This window comes from Prochlorococcus marinus str. MIT 0919, assembly GCF_027359375.1.
Taxonomy (GTDB): domain Bacteria; phylum Cyanobacteriota; class Cyanobacteriia; order PCC-6307; family Cyanobiaceae; genus Prochlorococcus_D.
The window spans coordinates 427,394-447,028 of the sequence record NZ_CP114779.1 but is presented as its reverse complement, the minus strand read 5'-3'; the positions used below and the strand labels follow the sequence as shown (position 1 = coordinate 447,028).

The following is a 19,635-nucleotide window of genomic DNA, read 5'->3' as shown; positions in this document are numbered from 1 at the left end:
ATAGGCTAAATGAGAAAGCATTAGGTCACTTGATATTCTGCCTAATTTTAGCTTTGCGTATTAATTCGCTTGCTCTTTTAAGCGAAATCACAGGTTCTCGACCTGTTTTGATTAGCCGCTCAAAGCGACCTGTTTTTAAAAATAATTCTTGTGGTGTCAGGTTTAGCAAAGCTTTTATGGATGCTATTCCTGAATGCATCAAGAGTGCAGCTTCGTTTTCAGAAAGCTTCAACTCGCAAACTAATAAAGCTATGCATCGTAGGCGTCTTAGATTTCTGCTCGAACAGTATTCATCTCTCACAAGATTCAAAATCTCATCATCACTTAATTGTTTGATACCCTCCCAGCTATTTATTTTTTTTAAGCCAAGTTTTTCTTTTTCCCTGCGAAAGTTTTTAGGAATTCTATTCAAAAACATTTATATCATCGTCGTTATTATTTTCCAATAATAGATTCTCTCTTGTGCTATCACTTTTACTAAAATCAAGACTATTTTTACTATAAGTGCTTGTGTCAACAGTTACTGTTGTTTGATTTCTTATATCTCTAATAACTTCTCCTAGAATTACTGGTTTACTAATACCTGGTTCTAAAGATTCTATTTTCCTAATTCTTACATGTACATTTGCACCATTCCTTCCACCACCTTTCAAATTCCCAGCTATTTGTTCCAAGGATACCTGAGTTGACTCATTAGGAAAATCCTCAGAAGCTTGGGCTACAACAAGATCATAGCCATTGTCATAAACGATTGGAGTGTAAATAGCACCTTCTACAACTGTTGGAGGGGTGTAACTTTCTGAGAATGCCCAGCAACTTCCTGATAATAAAAGCGTAAATACAGTTGCTCCTACAAGCCTGAATTTGAAATTCCAACCTATAAGGAATGAAATTATTGTTATGGCAGCAAGACCTAATCCTGACCATGCCAATAATTCGGTTGCTTGTTGTAGGAGCTGAGAAGTTGACATAACCTGGTTAACAATACATTCACTCCTTATAGTTCGTCTGCCCCTCAAAGGCATCCATTACTCCATGGGAGTGAAACCTAGGTTATTAAAATTTAAACGATTGCTTCTCCTTGGGGGATTGGTAGTTTGTGGTGGCTCGTTTTTTTATGTTGCGACTAATAGAGCCCTGAAAAATTATGTTGATCGTAATACACCAATTTTAGAGAAGGAATTATCTGCTCAACTAGGGCATCCTTTAAAAATAGGACCTTATAAAGGTCTTCGTTCTTGGGGAATTGCGATTGGTCCAACAAGTTTACGGAGAGGTTCACACGATAATTCAAATATAAGTTTCTCCAGCTTGAAAATACAGTTAGCACCATTAGCAAGCTTAAATTCCAGGAGGCCAGTCGCGATATTGACACCTAGTCAGGCAAAGATTAATTTGAGGTCTAAAAAAAATAAATCTTATTGGGTTTTTGGAGAAGAAGATCTTACGAATATTCCAAATTTCGATTTAAAGATTCGTTTTGAAGATCCGGCTCGTGTCTCCATTGGCTCAAAAGAGGCTGAACTCGCTATTAAGGGTGATTTTCACCTGGATTTTAAAAACAAACATATTTCAACTAATTCACGATTTGACTTTGGTGACAATGGATTATTGGTCTTTGACGGAAGTGGGCATTTTAGTGACTTGAACTTTCAGGCAAAAACTCGTGCAAAAAATTTAAAACTTGGAGTTTTACAAGATGTCTTTTTGAAACGTCGAAAACATATAGCTAAAGGGATATTAAATGGAGGTATTTACTTTGCTGCTCAAAATGGGAGTCTCAATTGCAATGGACGCCTGACCTTAAAAGACCTAAATCTTTACAATGACCTCAACGGTTATAATTTCACTTCTAAAAGTACATCTATTGGCTGTCGTAATGATGTTATAAACTTATCTTCATCCGAGTGGGACTATGGTCCTTTAGAAGGCTCAATTAAAGCAACCTTACCTCTAAAGAAATTACCTAATTATCAAATTAATATAGACACCCTTGCAAGTCTTAAAAAGATAGATCAATCTGTTCTTAAGGTAAATGCAAATATTCCACTTCTCTTATCAAAAAATTCTTTAGATATAGGTCAAATGATCGCCAAAATAAGTCTTGATTCTTTTAAATTGTCTAATTTTGAACCATCTCTAGGGATCCCACTAGATGGCAAGCTCTCATTAGATGGCACTGTTAGTGGCCGCTTTAACTCCTTAAGTTCAGACATCGCAATTGTAGTAGACAACCCTCAATTAGGCGTTGTACGTATGAATGAAAAATGGATAGGCAAGTTGACTGGAATTATAGATAAAAATACATTGATAACGCTAGATACTGATGGTGCCCCTATCCCTGGGAGACTTTCTGTTCAATTTAATTCATTTTTTACACTAAATAGACTTTCTCTTACCAGACGAGCGGGTGAAAATTATGGCCCACTTATACTTAAAAAGAATGAAGATGAATATGTATGGAATGCAAAGGATTTTAGGCTAGATCGGATTGAGGTCTCAACACCGCTGAAAAAGAATTTTCAACGTGTTTATGGTGCATTAAATGGTCAAGGGAGTATCAAGTTCGATCCTTTATTTGTTGAGGGTGAAATTGTATATAACGCCTTAAGAGGTATTGGCTTTCGAGAGCTTGCAATTGCTGGCAAATATTCCGAAAAAAATTATTCTTTAACCGGAAGCTTCCTTCCAGATATAGGTCAAGGTACGATTGATATTATCAGTGATGGTCGCATTGGTGAGAAAATTTGGGCTAAAGCAAGTGCGTCCAACCTTAGCCCTGCCTGGTTGGTTGAGAATGCTATAAAGCTCTCTAGCATTGATGTCGAACATGCATTGGCAACTGGGAGTGCGAAAGATCTAAAAGGACTTGTAATTGCTTCGCCTTCGTGGGCTCTGGATAGTCAATTGATCAAATGGGTTAATGCACGCATCTCCGAGGACAAGGCCAAGAAATTAAAGGCTAAGAATACTATTATCAACCCTCAAATTTTAGATGGTAATTTAAATGCATTTGTAGAGGTTCAGGGTGAGAATCTTAAGAATTTAAACTTAGACATCAAATCCTCCGGTAAAATCTGGATTAGGGGTGAGGATCTTAATGTCACAGAAATTAAGCCATTTACTGCGACCTTTTCTGGCCCATTAAATGAAGATTTAGGTGAATTTTCATTAGTAAATATTCCCTTTTCCTTGTTGTCATTATTCATCCAAACACCTGCTTCATTGACAGGTATGTTTGGTGTTAATGGAAGGTACAGGATAAAAAATGGATCTCCTGAAGTTACGGCTGAACTTGTATTAAATGAAGCACAAATATCTAAACAACCATTTTCACTTGAAAAGGGGAAAGTCTCTATTCTTTCATCTTTGATGGAACTTGACCTCTCGCTTAAAAGTCAATCCTCTCTAGAACCAGTAACTATTTTAGGTACAGTACCTTTAAATAACTATTTGCCTTTTGATTTGAGAGTTAAGAGTCGTGGTGATGGACTAACTTTCTTAAGTGGTTTTACAGATGAAAATACTAAGTGGATCAATGGTACGGCCGACCTATGGTTATTTATAAGAGGTACATTAAAGGAACCAATTGCAAATGGTTACTTTGTCATAAAGAATGGTGATTTATCTATAGGAGACAAAGAGCTTCGCAATCTTAATAGTGAAATTTTCTTTGACTTTAATAGGCTTGAAGTGCAACAGCTAAGTGCTGATATTGGGAAAAGAGGCAAACTTAGTAGTTATGGCGGCATCGCTTTTTTTGAACAAGAAAAGAAGGAAAAAGAGCCTCTTCAACTTAATCTACAAAATGTTGATTTTAGTGCCAATACATCTACATTTAGTCTTTCAACAAAACTGACACTTAGAGGATCTTTGGCTAAGCCGATAATTGCTGGAGAAACGTTTATAAGTAATGGAGCAATTTCAACTAAACGCAGTCTCACCTCTCCTAGTAATCGTATTAATAATAATGGCAATACACAAGCAACTTCAAGACAGAACCTGCCTGAACAGCAATGGAAACGAGATAAGCCTCTTGTTCTTTTTATTCAAGATGACAAATCCTCTTACACGACTAATGCATTGTCATATACCCTGCCACAAGTATTCTCTAAAATAAGTTTTGATTCTTTAAAGTTGTATTTAGGACCCGGCCTCCGATTAGTCTCGCAGCCGATAGCAACATTCAATGTTGATGGTCTTTTGAGCTTATGCGGTCCCTTAAATCCTCAAGGGATGCTTTTAAGGAACAAGACCTTGAAATGTTTAGTAAATGAAGACTGGGAGGAAGGGCAAGAGAAGTTTAAAAAGCTTGCAGTCACTGGAGTTGTTAAACTAACTAATGGCTTGGTTAATTTATTCACTACGAGTTTCTCTCTTAAACGAAACGAGCAGAATGTTGCTGTTTTTACACCCTCTAATGGATTAACACCATATGTGGATTTAAAAATGACTACTCGTGTCCCGGATAAAGTTCGAGATCAGAATACTTTGCCTTCTGATGATGAATTGGCCTTAAATGGCTCTGGCTTTGGTGGAATAGGAGGCTCTCGATTTATCAAAGTTGAGCTAATTGTTGCTGGTCGTGCAGATCGTATGGCTGAGAATTTTGAAATTCGTAGTCAACCACCTCTTCCAAGAAATCAATTGCTTGACCTTATAGGTGGAAATTCTTTAACAATGCTGTTGAGTGGAGATGAAACACAAGTACTAGCAAACCTTTTCAATAGATCCTTTGTCTCTCCAGTGCTTGGGAACATAAGCGGTGGTTTTAGTGAAAAATTGCAATTGTCTGTTTACCCAGCCTATGTACGAGGCCCAGACGTTTCAAGTGAAGGTGATAAAGGTCAAGCAGAATATGCTGATCATGATTCCTTTCAGAAGGCCTGGGTTACTGAGGTAGGCATTGATATAAGCGAAAGAATTAATTTTTCTATTCAGGCAACCCCCTCTCGTGAAGATGTCCCTCCTCAAGGAACTATCAAATATCAATTTAACCCAAGCTTAGGAGTCCTTGGTTCAGTAGACAATGATGGTAATTGGCAAAGTGAATTCCAAATATATTTAAGGTATTAAGTGATCAAAATAATATTCTTAACTTTATACATAGAAGTAGTTATCAAAATATAGTTGGCAATAACTTATAACGTAAATATAATCAAACATCGAGCTGAATTTGTGAATAGGTAAAGCTTATCTTGAGATTCCCCTGGGAGAATGTCTATCTCGAATTGGATTATATAGTTGTCTGAACTTTGAAAAGCATTTACTACGTATTTAAATGGATGCTGATAACAAGAGCTAAATTTCGTTTTGTAGTGTTAATTTGGCTTTATACCGATGTACGATTTAATTGTATCTTTGATAGGTGATAACTTAGTAAACCTTCTACAAATTAATGAATGATTCTCATAAGGTACCTGAACCGTCTGACGAGCTCCTCGAATTAGCTCTTTCAACAAGAAAGGCTTCGATCTCTTTGGGACAGAGTGGGAATACTACAAGGCAAGAAGCCTTAAAAGCGATTGCAGATTCCTTAAGAGACAAGGCCAAAGAAATCATTGATGCCAATCAGCAAGACGTAAAAAGTTCTTTAGAGGCTGGTCTAAGTCAGTCCCTGTTGTCAAGGTTAAAGCTCACCGACAGGAAGTTAGAAGCAGCTATAGAAGGCGTTAGGAAAGTATCACTCCTGCCTGATCCCGTTGGTATATGTCAGCTAAAACGCGAACTTTATAAAGACCTATGTCTTGAAAGGCGTACTGTGCCTTTGGGTGTCCTTGGGGTTATTTTTGAAGCTAGACCTGATGCGATGATTCAGATAGCTTCGCTAGCCATTCGGTCTGGTAATTCGGCGATCCTTAAGGGAGGTAGTGAAGCGAAACGTACAAACCAGGCAATTATGACTGCTATTCAGTATGGGTTAAATAACTCCTCTGTTAGCTCAAAATCTATATGCTTACTTACTACTCGTGAGGAAAGTATGGCACTACTTCGAATGGAAGGATTAGTTGATTTGATTATTCCACGTGGAAGTAATGAATTAGTTAAATTTATTCAAGACAATACAAGAATCCCAGTACTAGGTCATGCAGATGGTATTTGTCACTTATATGTCGATTCCTCAGCAGATTTGACCAAGGCATTGAAGATTGCCGTTGATAGTAAATGTCAATACCCTGCGGCATGCAATACTATTGAAACATTATTAGTTCATAAAGACATAGCACCTTCGTTTCTTGCAGAAGCTATACCTGCCTTCAATAAATCAGAAGTAAAGCTTTTAGGGGATAAAATGGCTTGTTCTTTTGGTGTTTTGGAAGAAGCACATAGAAGTGATTGGTCAACAGAGTATCTAGATTTAGTTCTTTCAATAAAAGTTGTTGAGACTATTGATGATGCAATTCAACATATAAATCGTTATGGATCACGTCATACCGAATCAATCGTTGCAGAAGATAAAAATGCCGCTGATAAGTTCCTTCATTCAGTTGATAGTTCAGGTGTATATCATAATTGTTCTACACGCTTTGCAGATGGTTTTCGTTATGGTTTTGGGGCCGAGGTAGGTATTAGTACACAGACACTTCCTCCGCGAGGGCCTGTTGGTTTAGAAGGGCTTGTTACTTATCGCTACTACTTAAGAGGCGATGGACATATTGCTGGTGACTTTGCGTCTGGTAGTAAAGAATTTATTCATAGGGACCTTCAATTGTGAATAGTCTTAGCAATTCAGGATGTATAAACGTTCAGGGTTTGAATCTTTGGGCGCATGTAGGTGCTTTAGAGAAAGAACGTACTTTAGGACAATACTTCTCCCTAGATTTTTGTGTTTGGATAGATTTAGAGAATGTCTTGTTAGATGATGATGTCTCTTCAACTGCAGATTATAGTATTGCAATAAAGGGATTGCAGGAGCTTTCCTTTACCATTGAATGCAACACTATTGAGAAATTTAGTGAGGCAATTTTAAATTACTTAGAAAGCTTGTATGGTTTGGTGCCAGTTAAAGTCTGTCTCACAAAATGTAGCCCACCTATAAGTGGCTTTTCTGGGAAGGTGTCTGTTTATAGAACAAGAAATTTTCAATCTGATGAAAAATGCGCTTTTTAAAAAGGCCTTTGGTTCTAATACATGGGTTATGGGATACACCTTCAATTTTTGATCGTTTAATACATTGTTTAGATGTACCTCACCGAATGATTTATGCACCGCATTTGCCCCATCAATTTGGTAGAAGATCTATTTTTGAATTGGCTACAGATTTTGAATCTTTAATTTGTAGACGTTTTGCTAATAACGTCTCTATAGACATTCTTGGTTTCTCAATGGGTGGACTGATTGGAAGGACTTGGTTGCAAGAATTAGGTGGTGCTAATAGGACCAGTCGCTTTATAAGTGTTGGCTCACCACAGAATGGGACTCTTACTGCACAACTTGTTCCTTCTTTTATCTTCCCGGGTATTGCAGATATGAAACTAGGTAGTCAATTAATCATTTCTCTTGATAAGAGTTCACATGCTTTAGATAATGTTGAATGTATTAGTTATTTTTGCGGCATTGACTTAATGGTTTTTCCGGGTTGGCGAGCCACCCTTCCCTGTGGAGAAACTAAATCTGTTCCAGTTCTTTCTCATAAGGCATTAATTGCTCGTTCCACTGGAGTTGATTCTTTGGTAAAAGAAATCTTTAACACGAATTAAAGCCCAGTGTGTCTAATTAAGGCCTTGGTATTAGCTGACCTACCTCTGAATAGCCTGAATACTTCAGATGGGTGTAGGCTCCCACCAAGACTTAAGACCGTTTCACGGAATTTTTTGCCTTTAGCTTTGATTTCATCTTCATGATCTATTCCCACTTCTTCAAAAGCTGAAAAAGCGTCTGAGCTAAGCACTTCCGCCCATTTGTAAGAATAGTAACCTGCTGCATATCCTCCAGCAAATATATGACTAAAGGCGCATAGAAAATTATCTTCGGGGATAGGCCTACATACAGTTGTCGTCTTTGCAATCTCCCTCCTAAAGTTGTCAGGGGTTATATTAAGGTCTTTATTCCATTGACTATGTAGCCTTATATCGGTCAAGGCAAAATGTATTTGCCGTAAAGTCGATAAGCCTGCATTGAAAGTTTTGTTTAATCTCAATTTCTTTATTTCTTCTTCTGGTAATTCCTCTCCTGTTTGCCAGTGCTTAGCAATATCTTTAATTGTTTTGGCCTCTAAACACCAATTTTCCATAAATTGACTTGGTAATTCAACTGCATCCCATTCGACATTGTTAATACCTGCAGCTTGTGGCTCTTCAACGGTTGTAAGCATATGCTGTAGCCCATGACCAAATTCATGAAAAAGCGTCTCCACTTCTTCAAAGCTCATAAGACTAGGCGTGTCTACTGTTGGTGGTGTTTGGTTGCATATTAAATAGGCAATTGGTAAAGTTATGGATTCATTAGTTAATACGTCTCTCGTTAGACATTCATCCATCCATGCTCCTCCTCGTTTGCTTTGAGGTCTGGAATATGGATCAAGATAGAAGGAAGCTATTTTTGAATTGTCGGAATTATATACGTCAAATAGATCAACATCTTTATGCCATTTAGGGAAGTTTCCATTAGCAGGTTTGATTGTGATGTCAAAAAGTCGATTGCTGAGTTTAAAAAGGCCATTTAGTACTTGAGGAAGGGGAAACCATGGCCTTAAATATTCTGAGTCCAAATTAAATTTTTCTTTTTTTAGTTTTTCTGACCAATAGTTAATATCCCAAGGCTTAATAATGTAAGTGTCTTGATGTGTTTCTTTTGATGCGATAGCAGTAAGTTCTTTAAGTTCCTTTTTTGCTGATTTAATCGCTGCAGCTCGCAATTCTTCTAGTAATACCTCTACTTCATTTACATCGGTTGCCATTTTATTTGCGAGACTAACTTCGGCCCATGTTTCATAACCAAGAAGTTTTGCTTGGCTAGTTCTCAGGGTAAGGATTTCTTCAATTATTTCTTTATTATTTTTATCTCCATTACTGGCTCTACTGACGTATGCCTTAAATACCCTCTCCCGTAAAGATCTGTTGTTTGCATATGTGATTATAGATATATATGTTGGCATATCTAAACTAATTAGCCAGGGGCCTTGTTCTGAGGTAATTGAGTGATTTGATAAATTTGGGAGAGAGTTTTTTGCCGCTTCTGAAAGTGCCTTTCGAGTCCTAAGTGGTATTCCATCCATCTCAGTAGGGCTCTCAATTAATAGAGTCCATTCTTTTGTAGAGTCAAGTACATTATTGCTAAATAAAGTTGATAATTCTGCTAGCCTTTCACTATTGGAATTGAACTCATTTTTCTTTGAATTCTCTAATCCTACACCCCTTTGACTCATCTTCGTCAATTCAATATCTAAGATACGTTTTTGAATATCATCAAGTTTTTGATGCCTTTCTGACTTAAGTATAATTAACGCTTCATATATTATTTGGCTTTGTCCAATTTGATTAGAGAAACGTACAATATCTGGCTGTATACTGGCAAATACTTCTCGCATCTCTTCCGAATTACATACACCATTTAGATGTCCAACAGCACCCCAACTCCATCGAAGAGATTCACCTATTTTGTAGAGAGGTATCATTGTATTTTCCCAATTCAGAATTTCTTGTTCGTTGGTTTTAGTTTTAATAGCCGTATGAATTTTTTGTTCTTGCAATTTAAAATCGTAAGAAAGTTTTTTTAATAGATTTGGAAGATTAGCTTTTATTTGCCCGGGAGTGATTTCTTCATAATTTGGTATTCCCTCGCCAACTAGAATGGCTGCTTTTAAATCTTTTTTATTCATTTGAGGTCAATTAATTACTTGACTTATTGATAATAAGGTTTGTGGCTCCAATGCATTTGCTAGTGCATTTGTAGAGTTTTCAAATAAGTTGGTAGCAACCTTAGGCCAGAAACCAATTATTAAAGTTGGAACTAAAAGGCTAAGACCTATTGATAACTCTCTCGAATTCATTTCTGTAATCGTTGCCAAAGCTGGTATCCTTGGCCCAAAAAACACTCTTCTGCACATAGATAAAAGGTATATTGGAGTTAATACGAGACCGATTGCGGCAAATAAAATTGTTATTGATCTAAAAACAGATGTAAAACCTTCTTGGCTTGTAATGCCTAAAAAAACTGTTATTTCACTAACGAAACCACTCATACCTGGCAGAGCAAGTGATGCTAAAGAACTGATTAGAAATAATGCAAATGTTATAGGAAGTACTTTTGCTACACCACCCATATTTGGTATAGAAAGAGTATTTGTCCTTTCGTAGAAAGAACCCGTTATAAAAAACATTGAAGCGGCAATAAGACCATGGCTAATCATTTGCAGCATAGCCCCACTAAGACCTAGAGCATTTACAGCACCAATACCTAACAAAACAAATCCCATATGACTTACTGAACTACAAGCAATTCTTCGTTTTACATTATCTTGTGCAAATGCATTAAGTGCACCATAAATTACATTTACTATCCCAATTATTATTAATGCAGGCGCAAATCTCAAATGAGTTTCTGGGAACATCTGTACATTAAACCTAAGCAAGGCATATCCACCCATTTTTAAAAGTATTCCTGCAAGAAGCATGGATACTGGGGCGTTTGCCTCACCGTGAGCATCTGGGAGCCAAGTATGTAAAGGGAAAATGGGAAGTTTTACACCGAAACCTATCAAAAATCCAAGGTAACAAAGTAAAGCAAAAGTTCCTGAAGGCTGTCTTAAGGTTAACTCTGTCATGTTCAAGGTGAAGTCAGAACCTGACAGTGCAAGTGCAAGCCCACTTATTAAAATTAAAAGTGAGGCTAGAGCTGTATAAAGTATGAATTTAGTTGCGGCATATAGTCTTTTTTTTCCGCCCCATATAGCTATTAAGAGATAAACAGGTACAAGTTCTAGCTCCCAAGCTAGGAAAAATAGGAGAAAATCTTGTGATAGGAATACTAATGATTGGGCAGAAGCTTGTATTAGCAGTAAAGAGAAATAGAGCTTTGGCTTATTTGTTATGTTCCAGCTTGCTAATGCTGCAAGGAGTGTTATTAAACCACTTAACACCACAAGAGGAGCTGATAGACCATCTGTGCCAAGCGACCACTCGAGCCCTATAGAAGGAAGCCAGCTAATCCTTTCAACCAATTGAAGATCACTTGACTTGTTGTCAAATGAAAAGAGAAAAGCATAAATTATGAGCAAGAAGTCAGTTGCTAAAAAGGCTATTGCCAAATTTCTATGAATACTAATATTCTTATTTTTATCTTCCTGGAAGATTTGCAATATGAGAGCTCCTATTGCAGGAACAAGAACTATTGCTGAGAGCAAAGGGTATTGGGTTTGGGACGCAGCAATTATGCCCATTTTGGCGCCCATAGATTAAAGGATTATGACACCTAACTTATCAGCCTTTGTGCCTTTGTATGAGTATAACTACTTATTAGATTTATTTATACCAGCTGCTGCCTGAGGTTTGAAGACTTAAAAGAGGCGCTCTGCTAGCAACTCCTTCGACTTCCCATGCTTTTACCATCGCATGACTAATGCGTTTGCCTAGATCATCTTTGTATAAGGCGAGAATGCTTGGACCTGCTCCACTTATTGCGCAGCCAAGAGCTCCTGAATTAATAGCCGCCTCTCTTACTGCCAGACCTCCTTTTATTAACTTCCATCTGTATGGTTCATGCAGTCTGTCATGCATACCTTCAGCTATTAAATCTCCTTTGCCGGTTCTCAATCCATTTAGTAGAAGAGTAAGAGATCCTAAATTTGTAACAGCATCACTTATTGGGACATCCTTGGGCATTACCCTTCGAGCTTCACTGGTACTAAGTCTCAATGAAGGTATCGCAACAACAACCTTAATTGAACTATCCCATTCGCATCTAACTATTCTCCATTGATCAGAGGCTCCTTTGGCCGTAAAACATAGTCCTCCTAATAAAGATGGCACTACATTGTCTGGATGACCTTCTATATCTATTGCAAGTTCAAGAAGCTTTTCTTTGCTCAAGGGGCAATCAATCAGTGCATTTGCCCCGACTAGGCCTGCAACAATTGCAGTGGCACTACTTCCAAGGCCTCTTGCAGGAGGTACAGCAAGCTTTACACGTGCTTCTAATGCAAAAGGCTCAACTTCAGCAGCCTGCCATACTCTTTGAGCAGCTTTGTAAAAGAGGTTCTCAGGACCTCCTCGCAAATGATTACCTTCTGTACTTTCCATAATTAATTCAAATCTTTCACAATCACCGTCAATCCGTTGGATCGAAAAAATATTTTTTAGATCTAAAGCCGCCCCAAGACAGTCAAACCCTGGTCCAAGATTTGCCGTTGTAGATGGAACTTCAACAAATACTTTTTTGCCTATGACCGGCTGAACCATTTTTTTATTTTTTATTTGAATTTATTTTGACACTCGAGCTGGCTATTAAATGAGCTTTGCACGCTGCACTAAATAGACCTATCTCGGGATCTGTCAAAATAAATATAGGTAGCTCTTTAATAAACTCCGAAAAGCGTCCCTTGTTTGTCATGGCTGACTTAAAAGTTGCAGAAGTTATTCCATCTATATTTTTTGAAGCTGGTCCTCCCGCTATCCATAGGCCACCTGTGCAAAGTTCATTCAATGCAAGATCTCCAACTGCTGAGCCATAAGCACTTAGCCAAATATGTAGAGCTTGTAGCATTAATTTGTCACCTTTTTGCGCATAAGAACTTACTAGTTGTGGTAACTTTTCAAGTTCATCTTTAGAGGGATCTATGGTGAATTTTCTCAAAGGGTGTCCCTTTCCATCAGATTTTAATAATCTCCAAATTGCTATATACCCAAGCCCTTTGCCACTTACAATTCTTTCAAGGGAAACCCTTTCTAAAGAAAGGTATTCTTTAATCCAATTAGTTAAATCCCACTCTTCATTTGTTCTGGCAGCAAATTCTTTATGACCACCTTCACTAGGAAGAGATATAAAACCTCCTTCAGTTATTACTCCTCTTGCGATGCCAAGCCCAGTTCCAGCACCAATAATCGTAAATACATTATTACTGTGATTTGAATTGTAATTTATAACTTTAGTATTTTGAATACTTATATATTGTTTATCCTTTAGGAAGGGTATTCCATATGTTAGTACTGAGAAGTCGTTTACTAAACCTAACTTTTCAAGACGAGATGACAGCCTAATTTCTTCTTCGTTTAATATCCATGGAAGATTAGTTGTTTTTATAATTCTATCTTTGAGGTTACCTGCTACACCAATGCATCCATATTTTGGAAGTGTAAGATTTCCAGGCAAAGATTCAATAAAATCAGTAAGAAGTTCGTTAAAGGATGGCCAATCCTTAGAGGAGTATTTCTTTTTATATAATTGCTTTAAACCATCTTTATATGTATAGATACCAAGAAGTGTTTTAGTGCCACCTATATCGCCTGCTAAGAGATTCATGCTTGAAAATTTAGTAGTGGCTTCTGCATTTATTTTGCTATATTAATTCATTATCAAGATATCTTTTATGATTGATCTCGTCAATTAGACTTTTCTGAAATTGATTTATTGAGAATAGAAATAAATTCATTTATATTCATAGCACCTTTGTCCTCATTCCCTCTTGCCCTCACAGATATTGTGTTTGTAGCTTCTTCTTTGTCTCCAATAACCAATATATAAGGCGTCTTATTTATTGTATGTTCTCGTATCTTAAAGCCAATTTTTTCATTCCTAATATCCAGTAACACCCTAAAACCCTGATCCATTAGTTGTTTATAAACCTTATTAGAAGTAGAGGAGTTCCTATCTGTAATTCCCATTACTACAACCTGTATAGGCGCTAGCCAGGTTGGGAAATTACCTGCATAATGTTCAATTAAAATACCTATAAACCTTTCAAAAGATCCTAGGATTGCTCTATGGAGCATTACAGGGACTTTCTTTTCATTATTTTCATCAATGTATTTTGCTTGAAGGCGATCTGGCATAGAGAAATCAACTTGTATTGTCCCGCATTGCCATACCCTATTTAGACAATCCTTGAGAGAAAATTCTATTTTAGGTCCATAAAATGCACCTTCTCCTGGTAAGTAGGACCAGTCAAGTTGTTTTGCATTAAGAGCATCTTCAAGAGATTTTTCTGATTTGTCCCAAATAATCTCACTTCCAACTCTCTTTTCAGGTCTTGTTGATAACTTTATAATTACTTCTTTAAAACCAAATGATTTATATACTTCAAATACTATATCTATAAAAGAACATACTTCGTCTTGAATTTGGTCCTCTGTGCAAAATATATGAGCATCATCCTGTACAAAGTTCCTTACACGCATAAGGCCATGCAGGGCTCCAGATGGCTCGTTCCTATGACAGGACCCAAATTCTGAAAGTCTAATAGGTAAATCCCTATAACTTTTTAAACCTTGGTTAAAAATTTGAACGTGACATGGGCAATTCATAGGTTTGATTGCATATTCTCTATTCTCAGAAGTAGTTGTAAACATATCGGCTTTAAATTTGTCCCAATGACCAGATTTCTCCCAAAGAGATCTGTCAACAGCTTGCGGTGTCCTAACTTCTTGATACCCATTCTTGGTAAGAATATTTCTAATATATTTTTCCAGTACCTGGTAGATAGACCAGCCATTAGGATGCCAGAATATCATTCCAGGTGACTCCTCTTGAGTATGAAAAAGATCTAATTTCTTGCCGAGCTTTCTATGGTCTCTTTTTTCTGCCTCTTCTAATGTTGTTAAATACTTATTTAGCTCTTTTTTGTTATTCCAAGCAGTTCCATATATTCTTTGAAGCATTTGATTGTTGGAGTCTCCACGCCAGTAAGCACCTGATACTTTCATTAACTTGAAAGCTTTTAAATGCTTTGTATTAGGGACATGAGGACCTCTGCACATATCAATATATTCCTGATGTTTGTACAACTTTATAATTTCTCCATCTGGTATATCTTTTATTATTTCTAGCTTATAAGGCTCATCTCTTGATTTAAATACATCTATTGCCTTTTGTTTGCTTACTATCTCAACTATTACAGTATAGTTCTGAGATATAAGTTCATTAATTCTTGATTCGATTTTGCTTATATCTTCTGGTACAAAGTTTCTTTTATAATAGATATCATAATAGAAACCATTCTCAATTACTGGACCTATAGCCATTTTAGCTTCTGGATATAATTGTTTTACTGCATGCCCTACTAGGTGTGCAAATGAGTGTCTTACAATGTTAATTCCTTCTTGGTCTTTGGCCGTAATAATTTTTATTTTTGCATCATAATTTATAGGTATTGATGCGTCTATTTGTTGATTATTTACTAATCCAGCAATAGCTGCACTGGCTAACCCTGGACCAATAGAGTAAGCAATATCTGCAATTGAAGCAGGGTCCTCGAAGTATTTTTTTGTACCATCTGGCAATGTATAGGTTGGCATGATGTTAACTTTCTGAAAGAAATCCTAAGGAATTTTTGACTCTATTTAATGTCTCATTAGCGATTTCTTTTGCTCTACTATCCCCTTCTTTTAATATTCTATTTAGTTCTTGTTTGTCGTTGACAAGTTCTGTATATTTTTCTTGTATTGGTTTTAGCGAGTTTATAATTGCATCTGTCAGAAGAGGCTTGAATTTACCCCAACCTATATCCGCACATTCCTTTTGAGCTTTTTCTTTCCCTAAACCACTAACAATTGCGTAGATTGATAATAGATTATTGGCTTCAGGTCTTTGAGGATTACCAAGTTCCAATCCCATAAAAGAGTCTGTTTTTGCGCGCTTTATTTTTTGTTGGATAGTTTCTGGAGAATCTAATAATGCAATACGACTATTTTCATTTGCATCACTTTTACTCATCTTACTAGTCCCATCAGTAAGGCTCATTACTTTTGCACCATCTCTAATAATAAGTGGCTTCGGTACTTTTAAAATTTCTTTTTCTCCTTTGGCAAATTGAGAGTTTATCCTTTGCTGAGCGATATCCCTAGCTAGTTCTAAATGTTGTTTTTGATCTTCACCAACAGGGACTAAATCACTATCATATAAAAGAATATCTGCTGCCATTAGTACTGGATAATCTAATAGTCCTATTGAGACGTTATCTCCTTGTTTGATGGCTTTTTCTTTGAATTGAATCATTCTTTCCATCCAATTTAAAGGTGTAACGCAATTTAATAACCAGCAAAGTTCACTATGGGCTTTTACATGGCTTTGAATAAAAATTGAACACAATTTGGGATCCATTCCACAAGCAACATATAAAGCTGCTGTCGACAAGGTGTTTTTAGTTAATTCTTTTGGGTCATATGGAACAGTTATTGCATGAAGGTCAACTACACAAACAAGAGTTTCATAGTCATTTTGTAGGTCTACCCAGTTTCGAATAGCACCTAGCCAATTACCAATGTGCAGAGCACCTGTTGGCTGAACACCGGAAAGAACTCTCTTTTGATTCACAGATTACGCTGCCTTGTTTTTTGAAGTATCCTCATTGTTCTTTTATGAGTTCTCTGAAGAATTTAAATCATTATCTGAAACTTCTTTAGATGCTTCAGGTAGGACCTCCTGAGTGGAAACCTTATTATGATCTTCTGAATTTTCAGCTTCTTCTATATTTGTTTGTTCTTGTGAATTTACACTTGGTTTGTCTGGCCTGGCAAAAGGATTTGGCTTTGGATTTTTATTGAAATTCCCTTCGAAATTCTTTTTGCCATCCCTTTGATTAAAACCCTTGTGATTGTAATTACCTCTTTGTTCTTGATTTTGGTATTCACTTAGAATTTCCTCAAGTTTGCCTTCTTGAAGCATTTGAGCAAGTGTTCTTAATGCAAATCCAAGAACGGCAACAGTAGAACGAAGATTGAAAGCCTCTTGTAGAGAGCGCGCTGCTTTCATTTCGTTGTCACTTAAACGTATTCGAAACCCTCCAGTGTCACGGTTGCCAGGGGGGCGTCCCCCTCTAAAACCTCCTCTCCTTCTGTCAAAGTTGCTTGAGTTTTGTTGAGGATCTCCGTAGGAATCGCTCATAACCTTTTTTTTTAATCAAAGGCAAGTGTGCCGCATCGTCGGCCTAATTGAGAAGCTTTATTTAAAGTCGTTTAGCACATTCACACTTACGAGATAACTAATATCTATCGAGTTCAAATCTGAATGAATCCCTTCTCTTAGGTTTTCCTTTGTAAAGCCAGGCTTTTCACTCTCTTTTGAGCGTAGAATTTGCCTTAATATTTTGAATGAGTTAATAAGAAGTAAGAGAAAGTAAAAACTGTGAAAATTCTTCCATCCTCTCCTGTAACAATTCCCTCACTACCTGCTGGGAAAGTTGGTTTTGTCTTGGGGGGCTTGATTTTTACTGAATGGGCAATTAACGACCTTATTCACTTGCCAGCAGGCGGTCTCGCGGTAATTGCAGCTGGTGCAGGTATTTGGTTCTTGACCAAACAAAAGTCCTCAAATTTTAATTCTCCCTCTAGTGTTAAAGGTTGGGTTGATCGTTGCAAGGATGTATTAGCTCAATTTGAAGAACTAGAAGAACATGAACAATTTTTGAAAAATAACCCTGAAAGAATTCTTGTTTTAGAGCAGATACTTAAAAGAGACAATCCACAGAAGCTCTGTTTGCTTGGTACAAATGGAGTTGAATTGCCAGAAATCGAAAGTATTCAATCTTCAATTAATGAATCAAATGATTTAAACCTTTCTTTCTTCCCTTCTTTACCGATTCAAGCTTCCTCATGGGAAATTCCCGAGCAGCTTTTTAAGCAAGATGCTCTTATATATAACTTGCCTTTACCCCTAAGAGCTGTTGACTTGCTTTGGTTGAAGAATATTCCTGATGACCAGCCTGCCTGGATAATGATCACGTGGAAGGATGCAGACACTTGGGATAATCATTTCAAAGCCCTTATATCTCAGCTGCCTGAAAGATGGGCTAATCGAATCTTGAAATATAATGGTGATAGAACAACTATGAAGGATGTCCTGAGACCAGTTAGGCGTTTTCTAGATCACCCTAGTAAAAATATTGATTTAACCCGTCAAAGGTTGCTATCTAAATTTCATACCGTTTTGCAGTCCCATTTAGAGCAAATTAGAAGGGAGAAGTTTAAAGCCATTCAAAACCGCTCACAATGGCTTGTAGCAGGAGCTGTATTCGCTTCTCCAGTGCCCTCTACTGACCTTTTGGCTGTTGCAGTTGTAAATGGCTTGATGATTCAAGAAATGGGGAAATTATGGTCATGCAATATTCAACCTGATTTATTGAAAGTAGTTGCAAAGCAGCTTGCGATTGCAGCTCTTGCTCAAGGAGTTGTTGAATGGAGTGGTCAAGCATTACTGGGATTTGCAAAATTACATGGTGGCACTTGGATCGCTGCTGGGACAATGCAATCTTTAAGTGCTGCTTATTTAACTAGAGTTGTTGGACGATCAATGGCAGATTGGATGGCTTTAAATAATGGTGTTTCTAAACTTGATTTAGATTCACTTAAGCTTCAGGCACCGGAACTTGTTTCTAAAGCTGCTGAATCAGAAAAGGTAGATTGGTCATCATTCATGACTCAAGCTAATAATTGGTTGAAAGATCAAATTCAAGAGCCTATTTCTCAATTAAATCCTTCTTAGAATATTAACTTAAAAGCTTAGGATTTGTTTATATGAAACTTAAACTTTTAATTATAAGGTTATTAAAATTAGATTATCTTTCTATTAAATCTTTTATAGGATTTATTATATTCATATCTCTTTCTTTTCCTACAATTGGTTGTAGGCAAAGTACTAAAATTGAAAACAAATTAATTAATTCAGAAAAGCCTCTCGTCTTAACTACATTTACTGTTTTAGCTGATATTTCTAGGAATATTGCTGGTAACAGATTGATAATTCAATCAATTACTAAACAAGGCTCAGAGATTCATGGATACCAACCTACTCCTAGTGATTTAATTAGGGCCTCCAAAGCCGATCTGATTGTAGAGAATGGCTTAGGACTTGAGTTATGGGCAAAAAACTTTATAGCCTTAGCAGGTGATGTACCTGTAGTTGTCTTAAGTGAAGGGATGAAACCATTATTTATTTCTAGTGATATATACAAAGGAAAGCCTAATCCCCATGCCTGGATGTCACCCAAGAGAGCCATTTACTATGTAGATAGATTACTTGATGCATTTATTTCTCTAGATCCTGCTGGCGAAGAAATCTATAAACGAAATGCTGATCTTTATAAAAGGAGGTTGGATCTACTTGATAAGCAATTAACAACTTCCTTGAACGCCATCCCAGAAGATCAAAGATTAATAGTAAGTTGCGAGGGAGCCTTTAGTTACTTGGCTAATGACTACGGATTACAGGAAGCTTATTTATGGCCTGTTAATGCTGAAAGTCAGGTCACCCCTAAGAGAATGATGAATCTTATAAAAGTTGTAAAAGAAAAAAAAGTTCCTGCAATCTTCTGTGAGAGTACTGTTAGCTCCAAAGCACAACTGGAAGTAGCACGTATTACTGGAGCAAAGTTTGGTGGTACGTTCTATGTTGATTCTTTGTCGGATGATGATGGTCCGGCACCAACCTTTATTAAGCTACAAATGCATAATGTAAATCTGCTCTTGCAAGGATTAGGAAAGTAAT

Annotated in this window: 15 protein-coding genes; 6 read left to right on the top strand and 9 right to left on the bottom strand. The window is 37.0% G+C overall.

Annotated features, from left to right (window positions below; all coding sequences use genetic code 11):
• Positions 1–25: 25 nt before the first annotated feature.
• Both O5635_RS02535 and O5635_RS02530 read right to left on the bottom strand, forming a co-directional pair.
• On the bottom strand, positions 26–418 hold the full coding sequence (locus O5635_RS02535) for a DUF4332 domain-containing protein (protein WP_036902689.1): 393 nt from the start codon (positions 416–418) through the stop codon (positions 26–28).
• Positions 405–971: a Ycf51 family protein gene (locus O5635_RS02530; protein WP_036902691.1), complete on the bottom strand. Its 567-nt coding sequence runs from the start codon at positions 969–971 to the stop codon at positions 405–407. The genes O5635_RS02535 and O5635_RS02530 overlap by 14 nt, the downstream gene beginning before the upstream one ends.
• A gap of 64 nt (positions 972–1,035) precedes the next feature.
• On the opposite strand from O5635_RS02530, the gene O5635_RS02525 reads away from it, so the two are divergent.
• The 4 genes from O5635_RS02525 (at position 1,036) to O5635_RS02510 (ending at position 7,700) form a co-directional block, all read left to right on the top strand.
• Positions 1,036–5,076 (top strand): translocation/assembly module TamB domain-containing protein, encoded by a 4,041-nt coding sequence (locus O5635_RS02525; RefSeq protein ID WP_036902693.1) that lies wholly within the window; start codon positions 1,036–1,038, stop codon positions 5,074–5,076.
• Between the two features lie 322 nt (positions 5,077–5,398).
• Positions 5,399–6,715, top strand: coding sequence for a glutamate-5-semialdehyde dehydrogenase (locus tag O5635_RS02520; RefSeq protein WP_269607857.1), 1,317 nt, complete (start codon positions 5,399–5,401; stop codon positions 6,713–6,715).
• Positions 6,712–7,110 carry a dihydroneopterin aldolase gene (locus O5635_RS02515; protein WP_036902696.1) on the top strand — a complete coding sequence of 133 codons (399 nt, stop codon included), beginning with the start codon at positions 6,712–6,714 and terminating at the stop codon, positions 7,108–7,110. Before O5635_RS02520 ends, O5635_RS02515 begins: the two co-directional genes overlap by 4 nt.
• Positions 7,098–7,700, top strand: a complete 603-nt coding sequence (locus O5635_RS02510) for an esterase/lipase family protein (RefSeq protein ID WP_036902698.1) — start codon at positions 7,098–7,100, stop codon at positions 7,698–7,700. Before O5635_RS02515 ends, O5635_RS02510 begins: the two co-directional genes overlap by 13 nt.
• Here the strand turns inward: O5635_RS02510 and O5635_RS02505 are convergent.
• From O5635_RS02505 to O5635_RS02475, 7 genes are all read right to left on the bottom strand, one after another.
• On the bottom strand, positions 7,697–9,820 hold the full coding sequence (locus O5635_RS02505) for a M3 family metallopeptidase (protein WP_036902700.1): 2,124 nt from the start codon (positions 9,818–9,820) through the stop codon (positions 7,697–7,699). The two genes, O5635_RS02510 and O5635_RS02505, sit on opposite strands and share 4 nt — an antisense overlap.
• 6 nt (positions 9,821–9,826) lie before the next feature.
• Complete coding sequence (locus tag O5635_RS02500) at positions 9,827–11,392, bottom strand: NAD(P)H-quinone oxidoreductase subunit 4 (RefSeq protein ID WP_036902703.1); 1,566 nt, start codon at positions 11,390–11,392, stop codon at positions 9,827–9,829.
• A gap of 70 nt (positions 11,393–11,462) precedes the next feature.
• Positions 11,463–12,398, bottom strand: a complete 936-nt coding sequence (gene thrB / locus O5635_RS02495) for a homoserine kinase (RefSeq protein WP_036902704.1) — start codon at positions 12,396–12,398, stop codon at positions 11,463–11,465.
• Between the two features lie 4 nt (positions 12,399–12,402).
• Positions 12,403–13,458 (bottom strand): glucokinase, encoded by a 1,056-nt coding sequence (locus tag O5635_RS02490; protein ID WP_269607853.1) that lies wholly within the window; start codon positions 13,456–13,458, stop codon positions 12,403–12,405.
• A gap of 80 nt (positions 13,459–13,538) precedes the next feature.
• Positions 13,539–15,449 carry a threonine--tRNA ligase gene (gene thrS, locus O5635_RS02485; protein WP_036902708.1) on the bottom strand — a complete coding sequence of 637 codons (1,911 nt, stop codon included), beginning with the start codon at positions 15,447–15,449 and terminating at the stop codon, positions 13,539–13,541.
• A gap of 4 nt (positions 15,450–15,453) precedes the next feature.
• Complete coding sequence (trpS, locus tag O5635_RS02480) at positions 15,454–16,467, bottom strand: tryptophan--tRNA ligase (RefSeq protein WP_036902711.1); 1,014 nt, start codon at positions 16,465–16,467, stop codon at positions 15,454–15,456.
• A gap of 42 nt (positions 16,468–16,509) precedes the next feature.
• On the bottom strand, positions 16,510–17,037 hold the full coding sequence (locus tag O5635_RS02475; RefSeq protein WP_036902713.1) for a hypothetical protein: 528 nt from the start codon (positions 17,035–17,037) through the stop codon (positions 16,510–16,512).
• 240 nt (positions 17,038–17,277) lie between these two features.
• On the opposite strand from O5635_RS02475, the gene O5635_RS02470 reads away from it, so the two are divergent.
• A complete protein-coding gene (locus tag O5635_RS02470; protein ID WP_036902715.1) occupies positions 17,278–18,633 on the top strand; it encodes a YcjF family protein in 1,356 nt (451 codons plus the stop codon).
• 32 nt (positions 18,634–18,665) lie between these two features.
• Complete coding sequence (locus tag O5635_RS02465; protein WP_081934296.1) at positions 18,666–19,634, top strand: metal ABC transporter substrate-binding protein; 969 nt, start codon at positions 18,666–18,668, stop codon at positions 19,632–19,634.
• Position 19,635 lies beyond the last annotated feature (1 nt).

What these genes read in the sequence shown, in the direction of transcription:
- O5635_RS02535 (WP_036902689.1), bottom strand. Translation starts at nt 418, where the DNA reads ATGTTTTTGAATAGAATTCCTAAAAACTTTCGCAGGGAAAAAGAAAAA.
- O5635_RS02530 (WP_036902691.1), bottom strand. Translation starts at nt 971, where the DNA reads ATGTCAACTTCTCAGCTCCTACAACAAGCAACCGAATTATTGGCATGG.
- O5635_RS02525 (WP_036902693.1), top strand. Translation starts at nt 1,036, where the DNA reads ATGGGAGTGAAACCTAGGTTATTAAAATTTAAACGATTGCTTCTCCTT.
- O5635_RS02520 (WP_269607857.1), top strand. Translation starts at nt 5,399, where the DNA reads ATGAATGATTCTCATAAGGTACCTGAACCGTCTGACGAGCTCCTCGAA.
- O5635_RS02510 (WP_036902698.1), top strand. Translation starts at nt 7,098, where the DNA reads ATGCGCTTTTTAAAAAGGCCTTTGGTTCTAATACATGGGTTATGGGAT.
- O5635_RS02505 (WP_036902700.1), bottom strand. Translation starts at nt 9,820, where the DNA reads ATGAATAAAAAAGATTTAAAAGCAGCCATTCTAGTTGGCGAGGGAATA.
- O5635_RS02500 (WP_036902703.1), bottom strand. Translation starts at nt 11,392, where the DNA reads ATGGGCGCCAAAATGGGCATAATTGCTGCGTCCCAAACCCAATACCCT.
- thrB (WP_036902704.1), bottom strand. Translation starts at nt 12,398, where the DNA reads ATGGTTCAGCCGGTCATAGGCAAAAAAGTATTTGTTGAAGTTCCATCT.
- O5635_RS02490 (WP_269607853.1), bottom strand. Translation starts at nt 13,458, where the DNA reads ATGAATCTCTTAGCAGGCGATATAGGTGGCACTAAAACACTTCTTGGT.
- thrS (WP_036902708.1), bottom strand. Translation starts at nt 15,449, where the DNA reads ATGCCAACCTATACATTGCCAGATGGTACAAAAAAATACTTCGAGGAC.
- O5635_RS02475 (WP_036902713.1), bottom strand. Translation starts at nt 17,037, where the DNA reads ATGAGCGATTCCTACGGAGATCCTCAACAAAACTCAAGCAACTTTGAC.
- O5635_RS02465 (WP_081934296.1), top strand. Translation starts at nt 18,666, where the DNA reads ATGAAACTTAAACTTTTAATTATAAGGTTATTAAAATTAGATTATCTT.